The sequence below is a fragment of the Streptomyces sp. NPDC019531 genome (assembly GCF_044903305.1).
Classification (GTDB): domain Bacteria; phylum Actinomycetota; class Actinomycetes; order Streptomycetales; family Streptomycetaceae; genus Streptomyces.
In genome coordinates this window covers 363,020-377,283 of sequence record NZ_JBJDQL010000002.1, presented here as the reverse complement: position 1 = coordinate 377,283, position 14,264 = coordinate 363,020, and the positions used below count along the sequence as shown (strand labels likewise).

Below are 14,264 nucleotides of genomic sequence, written 5' to 3'. Positions count from 1 at the left end.
CGCCCCATCCGGGACCGCCCGACCCCGCGCCGCGAACGCCCCCACCGGCGCTGTGATGATGGATTCCCAGACCTCACAGTCATCCCAGGCACCCCAGGTCCCTCAGCAGCCTCACACGTTCCAGGTCGACCTGCGCGGTCTGGTGGACCTCCTCTCCTATCACCTCTACTCCAGCCCCAAGGTCTATCTGCGCGAGCTGTTGCAGAACGCGGTGGACGCGATCACGGCCCGGCGGGCCGAGCAGCCCGACGCCCCGGCCAGAGTGCGGTTGTACGCCGAGCAGGGCGCCCTGAGAGTCGAGGACTCCGGGGTCGGGCTCACCGAGGCGGACGTGCACAACCTGCTGGCCACCATCGGACGCAGCTCCAAGCGGGCCGAGGGACTTCAGGAGGTCCGCTCCGACTTCCTCGGGCAGTTCGGCATCGGTCTGCTCGCGTGCTTCGTGGTGGCCGAGCGGATCCGGGTCGTCAGCCGCAGCGCCCGTACCCCGGACGCGCCGCCGGTGGAGTGGACGGCGAGCGACGACGGTTCGTACCGGGTGCGGACGCTGCCGCACAACGCCCGTCCCGAGCCCGGCACCACAGTGCACCTGGTCGCGCGGGCGGGCGCCGGCGAGTGGCTCGCGCCGGAGCGGGTTCTCCAGCTCGCGCGGGACTTCGGTTCGCTGCTGCCGTACGACGTCCGGGTCGGCGACGAGGCGGTCACCGATCTGCCCGCGCCCTGGGACCGGCCGTACCCCTCCCCCGCCGCCCGCAGGGTGGCCCTGGCCCGGCACTGCCACGAGCTGTTCGGTTTCACCCCCTTGGACTCGATCGAGCTGAACGTGCCGCTGGCCGGGATCCGCGGGGTGGCGTACGTGCTGCCGTCGGCGGTGAGTCCGGCGCAGCGGGCCACGCATCGCGTGCACCTCAAGGGGATGCTGCTGACCGAGCGGGCCGAACAGCTGCTGCCGGACTGGGCGTTCTTCGTGCGCTGCGTGCTCGACACGGACAGCCTGCGGCCCACGGCCTCACGCGAGTCGCTGTACGAGGACGAGACACTGGCCGCCGTACGGGAGGCGCTCGGGGAGCGGATCCGGTCCTGGCTGACGGGGCTCGCCGCCGGTGATCCGGAGCGGCTCGCGGCCTTCCTGTCCGTGCACCACCTGGGCGTGAAGTCGCTCGCGCGGCACGACCGGGAGATGCTGCGCACGATGCTGCCGTGGCTGCCCTTCGAGACGACCGACGGACGGCTGTCCCTGGAGGAGTTCGCGCAGCGGCACGCGGTGGTGCACTTCACTCGGACCGTCGAGGAGTACCGGCAGGTCGCGCCGATCGCGTCGGCGCAGGGCGTCGGGGTGGTCAACGGCGGTTACACCTACGACAGCGACCTGGTCGAGGCGCTGCCCTCGGTGCGCCCGGGGACGGTGGTCGCCGAGCTGGACGCGGACACCGTGACCGCACACATGGACCTGGTCGATCCGGCCGAGGAGCTGGCGCTGTCCGGCTTCCTGGCGGCCGCGCGGGCCAGGCTCGATCCGCTGGGCTGTGATGTCGTCCTGCGTGCCTTCCGGCCGCTGTCCGTGCCCGCGCTGCACCTGGACGACCGGGACGCCCGGCACGAGCAGGCGCGGGCGGAGGCCGAGGGGCAGGCCGACGACCTGTGGGCGGGCATCCTGGGCTCGCTGCGCGGGAGCGCGCCACGCGCGCGTCTCGTGCTGAACCATCTCAATCCGCTGGTACGGCGGATCGGTTCGCTCGGCGATCCGGAACTGATCGGCACCGCCACCGAGTCCCTGTACGGGCAGGCGCTGCTGATGGCCCAGCGCCCGCTCAGGCCCGCGGACTCCGCGCTGCTGAACCGTGCCTTCATAGGCCTGCTGGAGTGGGCCACGAACGGCGAGGAGGCCCCCTGATGAGCGGAACCGACGGGAGCGCCGCCTTCGACGCGCTGCGCCGGGCGATGGCGGAGAACGCCGAGGAACCGGAGGGGCCCGCCCGCAACGCGCGCGCGGAGCAACTGCTCACCGAGGCGGAGAAGCTGAACATCCCGCTCGCGGTGATCGAGGCCCTCGGACACCAGCTGAAGGTCTACAACTACAGCTCCGAGAAGGCCAAGATGTTCGTCCCCTTCGCGCGCCTGCTGCGCATGTGGGACGAGCACCCCGAGGACTTCGACGAATACGAGACGCATTCGCTGCACTGGGTCTTCAAGTGGATGACGACCGGCATGCTCGCCCAGCCGCACATCCCGCTCGCCGCCATGGAGAAGTGGCTCGGCGAGATGGAGCACCGCTACCGGCTGGCCGGGCACTCCGAACGGGCCGTGCGCAGCGCCGAGTACAGCGTGGCCGCGCACATCGGGGACCTGGCACGGGCCGAGCGGGCGTACACCGCCTGGCTGGCCGCCGACCGGGACGCCATGGCCGACTGCCACGCGTGCGAACTGCACGAACAGGGCTGGTGGCAGTCGCAGCGCGGCCGGGACGAGGAGGCACTGGAGCTGTGGGCGCCGGTCCTGGCGGGCGAGTTCACCTGCGCCCACGAACCGCACGCGGCCCTGGCGTCCTCCCTGGTGCCGTTGCTGCGGCTGGGGCGCCCCGACGAGGCGCGCGCCAACCATCTGCGGGGCTTCAGGCTCGTGCGGTCCATGGAGAGCATGCGCGGTGCCTACGCCGACCATGTCGAGTTCTGCGCCCTCAGCGGCAACGAGGCCCGTGGCCTGGAGCTGCTCGCGGAGCGTCCCGCGTACTTCACGGACGACGGTCATCCGCGCAGCAAGCTGGACTTCATGGCCGTGGTGACCCTGCTCATGGACCGGCTGACCGAGCTGGGCCTGGGCGAGCGGTCGGTGCCGGGGCCCGCGGGCCGGTCCTGGACCGCGGCCGAACTCGCCGTCCACGCGCGCGGGGAGGCCCTCGCGCTGGCCGCCCGCTTCGACGAACGCAACGGCACGGCCCATGTCAGCGAGCGGGCACGCGCGCGTATGGCGCAGCGACCGCTGGTGGAGCGGCTGCCGCTGGGCGTGCGCGCGGCCCGGACGGTCTCCGCCCCCGTGGTGGCGCCGCCGGCCCCGGTGACCACTCAGGAGCCCGACCTGCCCACACTGATCGCCGAGGCGCGGCAGCTGTCGGACACCCTCCAGCCGAACGCCGTGGAGGCGTGGGCGGCGGTCGCGCGGGCCGCACAGGGCATGGAGCTGGACCCGCGCGACCGGGCGGAGATCGCCGACCACGAGGCGATGGACCTCGGCCCCGAAGGGATCGAACTGTTCGAGCAGGCCGCCGAGTTGTACACCGAGGCGGGCGACCCCGGAGAGGCACTGGCGGCACGCACGCGTGCGGCGTACGTACGCGCGCTGACGGGTGAGGTGGACGAGGCACTCGCGGCGGTCGCCGGGCCGTACGACGACATCCTCGCGCTCTACGCCGTGGACGGCACAGGCGTGCCGCAGACGGCGTCGGTACTGATGTCCCGGGCGCGGATCCTGATGCGGCGGGTGCACGAGGGCGAGGACGAGGCGTTCCTGTCCGACGCCGAGTCGGCCGTACGGGAGGTGCTCGCGCTCGTCGAGGGGCGGACCGGGGACGACGTACAGCTCGCCGCGCGGGTCGCCGAGGCGCAGGCGATGCTGGCGGAACTGGCCGCGCGGACCGGGGACTTGGAGACGGCCGCGGAGCTGTTCGCATGGGCCGCGGAGGGGTTCGTGGACGCGGGGCTGCCGTGGTTCGCCGTGGAGTACGAGGCCCGGCTGGCCGGACTCAGGCACCACCTGGGCGACCCGGCCGGTACCGAGCGGGCGCTGCGGGCGGCCCTGGAGCACGGCGGACCGCACCTGGAGGCGGCCGGGCGGGCCCAGCTGCACCTCCAGCTCGCCGAGGTCGTCGGCGGCAGAGGACTCGCCGAGGAGGCCGCCGAGCACGCCCTGGAGGCCGCGCACTGGGCCGACGAGGCCGGGCAGGGCCGGACGCTGGGGGCCTTGGCCCGGCACCAGCTGGGCGGGTTCCTGCTGCGCCTTTGCCGGTGGGCCGAGGCCGCGGAGGTGCTGGAGTCGGCGCTGCCCGACCTGAGTGCCGAGACGCACGGCGACGGGGCGGTCGTACAGGCGCAGTGGTGGCTCGGCGACTGTCTGAGCGAGCTGGGCGAGCACCGGGAGGCGGCCGAGCGACGCCTGCAGGCCGCCGAGATCGCCCGGCACTGGCCCGAACAGCACGACCACGCGACCCTCGCCCATCTCGCCGCCGAGTCCCTCGGGGCCGCCGGACTGCCCGCCGAGGCGGACCAGGCGTACACGCGCGCGGGAGACCTGTGGCGCGGGCTCGGCAACGTCCACGGCCTCATCCGTTCCCTGCGAGCCCGCGCGTGGCTCGCGCTGCGAGCGGACGACGGGGCGGGCGCGGCGCGGGAGTTGATGGCGGACGCGGTCCGGGAGTGCGAGGCCGCGGTGGCCGACGCCGCGGCGGACGAGGAGGCGCGGCAGCGGCTCGTCTCCGAACTCGGGCACAGCCACCGGCAGTTCGGCGACCTGCTGGCCCGTTCCGTGGCCGAGGACGCCGAGGACGACTCGATCCGGGCGGTGCTGGAGGAGGCGCTGGCCCAGGTTGCCGAGGCGATCGTCGTGTTCACCTCGCTCGGCGACAGCGCCCTGGACGCCCGGACCGGCGCCGAGCTCGCGGCGGGCTGGCTGGCGGCCGACCTGAGCCGTCCCGCGGAGGCGGCGGCACGCGCGCGTGCGGTGCTCGACGCCTACGGGGCTGCCGGGGCGGCGGACGGCGGGACGGCACTGTTCCGTCGTGACGTGGACGGCGGGACGGGACAGGCCCGTCGTGACGTGGACGGCGGGACGGGACAGGCCCGTCGCGACGCGGACGACGAAACGGCACAGGCCCGTTGTGCCGAGGCCGAGCAAATGCTCGCGCTCATGGAGGAGCAGGAGGACTGATCCCCGCTGATTCCCCTGAGTCTCCGGGCTCCGGGCTCCGCCCTCCGGGCCCTACTCGACCCCGATGAGCAGGAGGGCCCCTTGCCGCCCGCCCCGGTACACCACCGTGTCCACGGCGAGGTACGACTCCCGTACCCGCGTCTCCAGGCGGTCGGCGACGGCCTCGGGGGCCTCGTCGCCGAGGACGAGGGTGACCAGCTCGCCGCCGGCCGAGAGCATGCGGTCGAGGACGGCCTCGGCGGTGACGGTGACGTCCGAGCCGATCACGGCCACGTCCCCGTCGATGAGGCCGAGGACGTCACCGGCCTGGCAGATGCCGGCCATGGTCCAGGACTGGCGTTCCGCCACGGCGACCTCGGCGTAGCGGGTCGCGCCGGCCGCCGAGGTCATCTGGACGACGTCCTCGTCGAACCGGCGCTCCGGCTCGTGCACGGCCAACGCGGCGATGCCCTGGACCGCGGAGCGCGTCGGGATCAGCGCGACCCGGATGCCCTCCGCGCGGGCCTGCTCGGCCGCGGCGGCCGCGGTGTGCCGCAGGTCGGCGTCGTTGGGCAGCAGCACGACCTCGCGCGCGTGGGCCCGCCGTACGGCCTCCACGAGCTCCCCGCTCGCGGGCGGCTCCCCGGGACGCGCGAGCACGGTGGTCGCGCCGGCCTCGGTGTACAGCCCGGCCAGGCCCTCGCCGGGCACCACGGCGACGACGGCCCGCTGGGCGCGCTCACGGGGCGGCCGTTCGCCACCGGTGGTGTGCACGTCGCCGATGCCGAAGTGGGTGATCCGGATCCGGTACGGCCGTCCGGCCTCGACTCCCGCCTCCACGGCGGCGCCGGCGTCGTCGACGTGCACATGGACGTTCCACAGCCCGTCGCCGCCGACCACCACGAGGGAGTCACCGAGCCCGTCGAGCCGCTCCCGCAGCCGGGCCACGGCCGTGTCGTCGGCCTCCAGGAGGTAGATCACCTCGAAGGCGGGGCCACCCTCCGCCAGCACATCGGCGCACTCTTCGGAGTCGTCGAGCGAGGCGGTGACTGAGGCGGCAGGTGAGGCGCTGTCACCGGCGGTCGGGGGAACGGGCGAACCGCCCTCCACGCGCGCGTGCGGGCCGGGGACCGCGGCGACCGTCTCCCCGGTGAACGTCTCCACCAGCGCCCCCAGCACCGCCACCAGCCCCAGTCCGCCGGCGTCGACCACGCCCGCCCGCTCCAGGACGGGCAGCTGGCCGGGTGTCGCGGCGAGGGCGGCACGTGCGCCGTCGTAGGCGGCCCGTGCGACCGTGCCGCAGTCGCCCTCCGCTCCCCCGGCCGCGTCGGCGGCGGCCGTGGCGACCGTGAGGACTGTGCCCTCGACGGGGTGGGCGACCGCCTGGCGCGCGGAGTCGGCCGCGTGCCGCAGGGCGAGCCTGAGACCGTCACCGTCCGTGTGAGCCGTCTCCCCGTCGGCGGCCAGCACCTGGGCCATGCCGCGCAGGAGCTGGGCGAGGATCGTGCCGGAGTTGCCGCGGGCGCCTATGAGGGCTCCGTGCGCCATCGCGCGCGCGGCGTCGGCGAGTGTCGGTTTCCCCGTTCCATGGGCGCCGTGGGCCGCGAACACGGCTTCCACGGCCGCGAGCGCCGACTCCGCCGTCAGATACAGGTTCGTGCCGGTGTCCCCGTCGGCGACGGGGTAGACGTTGATCGCGTCGATCTCCTCGCGCGCCCGCCCCAGGGCCCGCAGCGCGAGACCGCTCCAGGTGCGCACCGCGAGAGCATCGAAGAATGTCTGCGGCACCTGCGCCACCTGCGCCTCCTCGGGCTGCTGGACTGGACGCAGCGTAGACCCCGGGCGGGTGTCCACCGGAAGAGGGCCGGGAGCGGGGGCCTGATCAGCCATGGTAGTTTCGTTCTACTGGCGCAGTCGTTGTATGCTGCTCCGGTTGCCCGATGCAGATCGGGCCATTCCCCTGGCAGCGCCACTCAGATCTCTGATCCTACGATCTCGATCCCGGCCCGCCGGGATCCGACCGTAAGTGCATCTGAAGTCTTTGGAGTGACCCGTGGCTGCCAACTGCGACGTCTGCGGCAAGGGGCCGGGCTTCGGCAACAACATCTCGCACTCGCACCGCCGTACGTCCCGTCGCTGGAACCCGAACATCCAGCGCGTCCGTACCGTGGTCGGCGGGACGCCGAAGCGCGTGAACGCTTGCACCTCGTGCATCAAGGCCGGCAAGGTCTCGCGCTGACGCAGAGCTGAAGCGCGCGGCCACTGCTGGTTCGCTGTGAAAAGCCGGTCCACCCGAGGGTGGACCGGCTTTTCGCTGTACCTGACAAGCTACGCACCGGCCAGCTGGACACCTGACAAGCTGAGCGCATGCGCTTCGGCATCCTGGGCCCCCTGGAGGTACGCACCGACGACGGCGCCTCCGTCGACCCCGGCGGCCCCCGCCCTCGCGCCCTGCTCACCCTCCTGCTCCTCTACGCGGGCCGCCCGGTCTCCGTGGAGCGCCTCACCGACGGCCTCTACGGCGCCGAGCCGCCCGCCGGAGCCGCGGGCGCCCTCCAGTCGCAGATCTCCCGCCTCCGCAGACGCCTGGCCCCGCACACGGAGATCGAGGCGACCCCGGCCGGCTATCGCATCGCCGTCACCACCGACTCGACGGACGCCCACCAGTTCGAGGAGCTTGCCGCAGCCGGACGGACCGCTCTTGCCGCCGGTGATCACCAACGGGCCGCGGCCACGCTCCGGGACGCGCTCGCCCTCTGGCGCGGTCCCGCCCTCCCCGACCTCCCGGACACGTATGCCGAGCGGGTCAGGCTGACCGAGCTGCGGCTTGCCGCCGTACAGGACCGGATCGACGCGGACCTGGCGCTCGGCGGTGGCCCCGAACTCGTACCGGAGCTGCGGACACTGCTGTCCACCCACCCGCTGAGCGAGCGGCTGTACGGGCAGCTGATGCGGGCCCTGCACGCTGGCGGGAGGCCAGCGGAGGCGCTCACGGTGTTCGAGGAGGCCCGGCGGACGCTCGCCGACGAACTGGGCGCCGATCCGTCGGCCGAGCTGTCCGCGCTGCACCTGGAACTGCTCCAGGGGCAGCGCCCCAAGCACCGTAGGACCGTCCCCGCCCAGCTCACCCGCTTCATCGGCCGGGAGGCCGAGCTTGCCCGGATCGCCCAGGCGCTGTCCGAGGCACGGCTGGTCACGCTGACCGGCCCAGGCGGCGCGGGCAAGACCCGGCTCGTGATCGAGGCCACCCAGGCCCACGCGGACGCGTGCTTCGTCGAACTCGCGCCGCTCACCGACGGCACCCAGGTCCCGTACGCCGTCCTGACCGCCCTCGGGGTGCGCGACGGCTTCCGCACCCCGGCCGCGGACGGCACGGACCGGCTGCTGGCCGCCCTGGAGGACCGCGAGCCGCTCCTGGTGCTCGACAACTGCGAGCACCTCGTGGCGGAGGCCGCCGAACTCACCGCGCGGCTCCTCGCGTCCTGCCCGGGTGTGCGCGTGGTCGCGACCAGCCGGGAGTCCCTCGGCATCACCGGCGAGGTCGTGGTGCCGGTGATGCCGCTGCCGCCGGAGCCCGCGGTGCGGCTCTTCCTGGACCGCGCCCGGTCCGTCCGCCCCGGATTCGAGGGCCACGCGCGTGTGCCTGGCATCTGCGCGGCCCTCGACGGACTGCCGCTGGCGATCGAGCTGGCGGCGGCCCGGCTGCGCACTCTCACTCCGGACGAGTTGGCGGACCGCCTCCACGACCGGTTCCGGCTGCTGTCCCGCGGGGACCGCTCCAAGGCGCCCCGGCACCGCACCCTGCGGGCCGTCGTGGAGTGGAGCTGGGAGCTGCTGGACGCCGAGGAGCGGGAGCTCGCGGCCCGGCTGACGGTGTTCCCGGGCGGGGCTGACCTGGAGGCGGTCGAGGCGGTGTGCGCGACCCCGTACCCGGAGGACCTGCTGGCCTCGCTCGTGGAGAAGTCGTTCCTGGAGGTGTCCGAGGGCCGCTACCGGATGCTGGAGACAATCCGCGCGTTCGCCGTCGAGCACGGCTCCCGGTCGCTGCGGGACTCCCATGCCGCGTACTTCCTGAGGCTGGCCGAGCGTGCCGAACCGGCTCTGCGCGGTGGCGGTCAACTCCCCTGGCTGGCCCGTCTGGACGCCGAGCGGGACAACCTGGACGCCGCCCTGCGCCATCTCGTCGGCACGGCCCCCGAGGACGGTCTGCGGCTGATGGCGGCCCTGTCCTGGTTCTGGCGGCTGCGTGCCCCGCACGGCGAGCAGGTGCCCCTGGCCCGCGCCCTGCTGGCGGCGGTCGGCGAGACACCGCCCGCCGGGCTGACCGAAGAGTACGCACTGTGCCTGATGAACACGGTCACCGGCCGGGGCGACGATCCCGGCGAATCCGACCGCATCGCGCGCGTGGCCGCCCTCATGCACGCCCTGGACGACCCTCTGCGGCTGCCGTTCACGATGGTCCTGTGGTCGCTGACGAGCGGCCCGCTGTACGCGGTGGACGACGCCCTGCTCGCCGTCCAGGTCGGCGACGAACCGTGGGGCCGCGCCCTGCTGGACCTGGGGCTCGCCTACCGGGCGCAGTTCACCGGCGACCCCACCGCCTCCGAGGCGGCCTTCGCGCGCTCGCTGGCCGGTTTCCGTACGACGGGTGACCGCTGGGGCATGGCCAACTGCCTGGATCCGCTGGGCGGTTTCGCGGGCCGGCGCGGCGAGTACGACCGCGCCCTGGAGCTGTTCGACGAAGGCCTGGCGTACGTCCGGGAACTGGACGCACCCGAGGAGACCTCCGACCTGCTGCGCTCCCGGGCCACCGTGCTCCTGTACCGCGGCGACACCGAGGAGGCCGCGGCGCATTACGAGCGCGCCGCCGACCTGGCCCGCGCGGCGGGCGCCCCGGACAAGGTGGCCGCCGCCCGACGCGGGCTCGGGGACACGGCCCGTCTGTCCGGGGACAAGGACCACGCGCGTGTGCTCTACGAAAGCGCCCTGGAGGCCTGCGCCGCGAACTGGTTCAGCGTCGGCGAGACCGTCCTGATCCTCATCGGCCTGGGCCGCACGGCCGCCGCCGAGGGCGATCTCGACCAGGCCGGCGACTGGTTCGAGCAGGCCCGCACACACGCCCTGGACGTTCCCGACACCCTCGCCCTGGCAGCCGTGGCCGAGGCCCTGGCCACCGTCGTCCCGCGTCCCGAACAGGCGGCCGAACTCCTGGGCGCCGCCGAGGGGCTGCGCGGCGCGTCGGCCGAGGGCGACCCCGATGTCGTACGGACCAGGAAGGACGTACGGGAGAAGCTGTCGCCCGAGGTCTACGACAAGGCCTTCGAGCAGGGGCGCGCCCTTCGGTCAGCGGCGGTCAGCACGCGGTAGGAGGACGGTCAGCGGTCCCGTCGAAGCTGCCGTGCATGACGAACAAGACGCACGACCTCAGCCACCTGACCGTCCTGATCTCCGGCGCCAGCGTCGCCGGGCCCGCGCTCGCGCTGAACCTCCTGCGGTACGGCGCCAAGGTCACCGTCGTCGAGAAGGCCCCGGAGCTGCGCGGCGGCGGCTTCGCCGTCGACTTCCGGGGGCACGTGCACCGCAAGGTGCTCACCGAGATGGGCATCTGGGACGAGATCCACGCCCGCCAGACCCATATGGGCCGCCAGATCGTCGTCGACGCGGACGGCGCCCCGAAGGTGGACCTGCCGTCGGACATGATGAGCGGCGATGTGGAGATCTTCCGCGGCGAGCTCGCTCACATCATGTACGAGCGCACCAGGGATCACGTGGAGTATGTGTTCGGCGACTCCATCGCCACGCTCACCGACACCGCTCACGGCGTCGACGTCACCTTCGACAGCGGCGAGCCCCGGCGCTTCGACCTGGTGATCGGTGCGGACGGCCTCCACTCGAACACCCGCTCCCTCGTCTTCGGCGACGAGTCCCGCTACCTGCGCTTCTTCGACCATTACGTGGCCGGCTTCGGGGTCCCCAACGACCTGGGCCTGGACCGCACCGGCCGGGTCTACAGCGAGCCCGGCCGCGCGATCGCCCTCGGCAACTACGACGGCGACCCGGACCGCGCGGGCGCACTGCTGGTCTTCCGGTCCGAGCGGCTGTCGTACGACCGCCGGGACCTGGGCCAGCAGAAGCGGATCGTCACCGAGCGGTTCGCGGGGATGGGCTGGGAGGGGCCGAACGTCCTCAAAGCCCTGGAGGCGGCCGACGACGTCTACTTCGACGCGATCGCCCAGATCCATGTCGACCGGCTCACCAAGGGGCGTGTGGCGCTGCTCGGAGACTCCGGGTACGGGGCCACGATGGGCGGGATGGGGACCGGGGTGGCGATCGTCGGCTCGTACGTGCTCGCCGGTGAGCTCGCCCTGGCGGGCGGGGACCACCGTACGGCGTTCGCCGCCTACGAGGCGCGGATCACGGACTTCGCCAAGGGCTGTCAGAAGACCTCGGGCAACGCGGGCCCGTTCTTCGCGCCGGCCACCGAGCGGCGGATCCGCAGTCGGGACCGGATGTACCGGCTGCTCGCCTCCCGCCCGCTGTCGGCGTTCTTCAAGCGGCTCACCGAGAAGTCGGCGACGAACATCAAGTTGCCGGAGTATCCCGCCGTGTGAGAGCCCAGCCGTGGTCCACGGGCCCGATCCCGCCGCCGAGCGCGAACCCGGCGGCGATCGCCCCGGTGACGTACTCCTTGGCGGCCGTCACCGCCTCCGGCACGGTCTGCCCCTTAGCGAGCTGCGACGCGATCGCGGAGGCGAGGGTGCAGCCCGTGCCGTGCGTGTGCCGGTTGTCGTGGCGGGGCGCGCGCAGCCAGTGCTCCTCGGAGCCGTCGGTGAGCAAGTCCACGGCGTCGCCGGGGAGATGGCCACCCTTGATGAGCACCCACGTCGGTCCGTACGACAGGACGGCCGCGGCAGCCTCGCGCAGCTGCCCCTCCGACTCGACCTGTACGCCGGTGAGTTGGGCCACCTCGTCGAGGTTCGGCGTGGCGACGGTGGCGACCGGGAGCAGCCTCCGCCGCACGGACTCCAGTGCCTCCGAGGCCAGCAGGGAGTCGCCGTGCTTGGAGACGCCGACCGGGTCGATCACGGCCGGGACGTCCGTGGCACCGACCAACTCGGCCACGGCTTCGACGAGTTCGGCCGAGGCGAGCATGCCGGTCTTCACGGCCTGGACGCCGATGTCGTCCACGACACTGCGGTACTGGGCCCGCACCGCCTCCACCGGCAGTTCCCAAGCGCCCTGCACGCCAAGGGAGTTCTGCGCGGTGACCGCCGTGACGACACTCATGCCGTGCACTCCGAGCGCGAGCATGGTCTTCAGGTCGGCCTGGATTCCGGCGCCTCCACCGGAGTCGGAGCCCGCCACCGTGAGGACGAGCGGCTTCACGACCCGATGCCCCTGCCTCACGATCCGATGTCCCCGCGTCACGACTCGATGTCCCCGCCGAAGTGGTCCCAGCCGCCCTTGCTGGTCCAGGGCTCCCCGTCGACGGTGACCCGGGGCAGCGCCGAGGGGTTGAGGACCTCGCCGATCACCTTCCAGCGGGCCGGGAGCTTCACGTCCGGCGAGAAGGTCGCCACGATCGCGTGGTCCTCTCCCCCGGTCAGCACCCACTGCAGGGGGTCGACGCCGACTGCCTGCCCGATGTCGTTCATCTGCGAGGGGATGTCGATCGCGCCGGAGCAGATGTCGATCCGCACCTTGCTTGCCTCGGCGATGTGCCCCAGGTCGGCGATCAGCCCGTCGCTCACGTCGCACATCGCGGTCGCGCCGAGCGCCGCGGCGGCCGGGCCGGCGTGGTACGGCGGCTCGGGGCGCCGGTGCGCCTCCACGAAGGCGCGGGGCGAACGGAAGCCGCGGGCGAGCACCGCGTACCCGGCCGCGGACCAGCCCAGCCAGCCGGTCACCGCGACGAGGTCGCCGGGCTGTGCGCCGGCCCGGGTGACGGGCTCCTGGCCTCGCAGATCGCCGAGCGCGGTGATGGAGACCATGATCGTGTCCCCGCGTACGACGTCCCCGCCGACCACCGACGCTCCGGCCACCTGGCACTCGTCGCGCAGGCCGTCCATGAGCTCCGAGGCCCATGTGACGGGGAGTTCGGCGGGCACGACCAGGCCGAGCAGCAGGGCGGTCGGTACCGCACCCATGGCGGCGATGTCCGCGAGGTTCTGCGCGGCCGCCTTGCGGCCCACGTCATAGGCCGTGGACCAGTCACGGCGGAAGTGCCGGCCCTCCAGAAGGATGTCGGTGCTCGCCACGACCCTGCGGTCGGGCGCGGCGACCACCGCGGCGTCGTCGCCGGGGCCCACCCGGACCGCCGGGGTGGTGGTGAGACGGGAGGTGAGCTCCCTGATGAGCCCGAACTCCCCGAGCTCACCAACAGTGCCCTTCATTGCCCTTACGCCCCTTCTGTGCCGTGCCGTGCCCGGTCGCGCGTCATCAGTGTCCTCGATACGGTCGAGGGGACCGTCAACTTCTTCCGTGCCCGCACCCCGGCTCGGGCGTCCGCGCCCCCATGGGTCTCCCCGCGGCGAGCGACTACGCGATACCGTGGCGTTCCTTTTCCCCACATGATCCTCGTGGCCGCCCTGGAGGTTCCGTGGTACAGGCGTACATCCTGATCCAGACGGAGGTCGGCAAGGCGTCGACCGTCGCCGAGACGATCAGCAAGATTCCTGGAGTCATCCAGGCCGAGGACGTGACAGGACCGTATGACGTGATCGTCCGTGCACAAGCCGACACCGTAGACGACCTGGGCCGCATGGTGGTCGCGAAGGTCCAGCAGGTGGACGGCATCACCCGCACCCTGACCTGCCCGGTGGTCCATCTGTAGCCCCCGTCTAACCTTGGCCGGTGAACTTCTTCCGCCACCGGCGCCGTACCGTCGTCGGGCCGCCCGCGCTCGCCCTGCTGATCGCGGTCTCGGGCTGCTCCTCCGCAGACGACAGCGCGTCGGCGGCGGTTCCCTCGCCGGGGGCGGGCGGCACGAAGCTGTGCCGAGAACTGGACCGGGTACTGCCGGCCGAGGTCGACGACCAGGACCGTCGGGATCCCGAGCCCGCGTCCGCACTGACCGCGGGCTGGGGTGACCCGGCGATCATACTGCGGTGCGGTGTCGTGCGGCCCTCGAAGATGGACGACCCGGAGGCCGACGGGGTCGAGGTCGACGGGGTGGGGTGGCTGCTGGAGAAGCAGGACGACGGGTCGTTCCGGTTCACGACGACGCTCAGGAAGGCGTACGTCGAGGTGACGATCCCCGAGGGGCGGACGGCGGATGGCATGGCGCCGTTGGTGGACCTGGCGCCTGCCATCAAGAAAGCGGTGCCGGAGGGGATCGCCGACTAAGCGCCGCAGGACTGCGCCAC

At 73.1% G+C, this 14,264-nt stretch carries 10 protein-coding genes; 7 read left to right on the top strand and 3 right to left on the bottom strand.

The annotated features are described in order from the left end of the window. Nucleotides 1-58: 58 nt before the first annotated feature. Together ACI2L1_RS03835 and ACI2L1_RS03830 are read left to right on the top strand one after the other, a co-directional pair. Nucleotides 59-1,894: an HSP90 family protein gene (locus ACI2L1_RS03835; protein ID WP_404737757.1), complete on the top strand. Its 1,836-nt coding sequence runs from the start codon at nucleotides 59-61 to the stop codon at nucleotides 1,892-1,894. Next, nucleotides 1,894-4,920, top strand: a complete 3,027-nt coding sequence (locus ACI2L1_RS03830) for a tetratricopeptide repeat protein (protein ID WP_404737692.1) — start codon at nucleotides 1,894-1,896, stop codon at nucleotides 4,918-4,920. Before ACI2L1_RS03835 ends, ACI2L1_RS03830 begins: the two co-directional genes overlap by 1 nt. 51 nt (nucleotides 4,921-4,971) lie before the next feature. Here ACI2L1_RS03830 and ACI2L1_RS03825 read toward each other — a convergent pair whose 3' ends face one another. After that, the gene (locus ACI2L1_RS03825; protein WP_404737756.1) at nucleotides 4,972-6,696 is read right to left on the bottom strand and encodes a DAK2 domain-containing protein; all 1,725 of its coding nucleotides are present in this window, start codon (nucleotides 6,694-6,696) and stop codon (nucleotides 4,972-4,974) included. Nucleotides 6,697-6,952: 256 nt separating this feature from the next. Here ACI2L1_RS03825 and rpmB point away from each other — a divergent pair, with 256 nt between their 5' ends. The 3 genes from rpmB (at nucleotide 6,953) to ACI2L1_RS03810 (ending at nucleotide 11,510) form a co-directional block, all read left to right on the top strand. Next, nucleotides 6,953-7,138 carry a 50S ribosomal protein L28 gene (rpmB, locus tag ACI2L1_RS03820; RefSeq protein ID WP_003993230.1) on the top strand — a complete coding sequence of 62 codons (186 nt, stop codon included), beginning with the start codon at nucleotides 6,953-6,955 and terminating at the stop codon, nucleotides 7,136-7,138. 128 nt (nucleotides 7,139-7,266) lie between these two features. Next, entirely contained in the window at nucleotides 7,267-10,266 is a 3,000-nt protein-coding gene (locus tag ACI2L1_RS03815; protein ID WP_404737691.1) for an ATP-binding protein, read from the top strand. A 35-nt stretch (nucleotides 10,267-10,301) separates the two neighbouring features. Beyond that, nucleotides 10,302-11,510, top strand: coding sequence for an FAD-dependent monooxygenase (locus ACI2L1_RS03810; RefSeq protein ID WP_404737690.1), 1,209 nt, complete (start codon nucleotides 10,302-10,304; stop codon nucleotides 11,508-11,510). Here ACI2L1_RS03810 and thiD read toward each other — a convergent pair. Further along, nucleotides 11,482-12,285, bottom strand: coding sequence for a bifunctional hydroxymethylpyrimidine kinase/phosphomethylpyrimidine kinase (thiD, locus tag ACI2L1_RS03805; RefSeq protein ID WP_404737755.1), 804 nt, complete (start codon nucleotides 12,283-12,285; stop codon nucleotides 11,482-11,484). The two genes, ACI2L1_RS03810 and thiD, sit on opposite strands and share 29 nt — an antisense overlap. 38 nt (nucleotides 12,286-12,323) lie before the next feature. Then, nucleotides 12,324-13,292, bottom strand: a complete 969-nt coding sequence (locus ACI2L1_RS03800; protein WP_404737689.1) for a thiamine-phosphate kinase — start codon at nucleotides 13,290-13,292, stop codon at nucleotides 12,324-12,326. Between the two features lie 206 nt (nucleotides 13,293-13,498). Here ACI2L1_RS03800 and ACI2L1_RS03795 point away from each other — a divergent pair, with 206 nt between their 5' ends. Next, a complete protein-coding gene (locus ACI2L1_RS03795) occupies nucleotides 13,499-13,732 on the top strand; it encodes an Lrp/AsnC family transcriptional regulator (protein WP_003997603.1) in 234 nt (77 codons plus the stop codon). Between the two features lie 20 nt (nucleotides 13,733-13,752). Further along, nucleotides 13,753-14,244 carry a DUF3515 domain-containing protein gene (locus ACI2L1_RS03790; protein ID WP_404737688.1) on the top strand — a complete coding sequence of 164 codons (492 nt, stop codon included), beginning with the start codon at nucleotides 13,753-13,755 and terminating at the stop codon, nucleotides 14,242-14,244. Nucleotides 14,245-14,264: the final 20 nt, after the last annotated feature.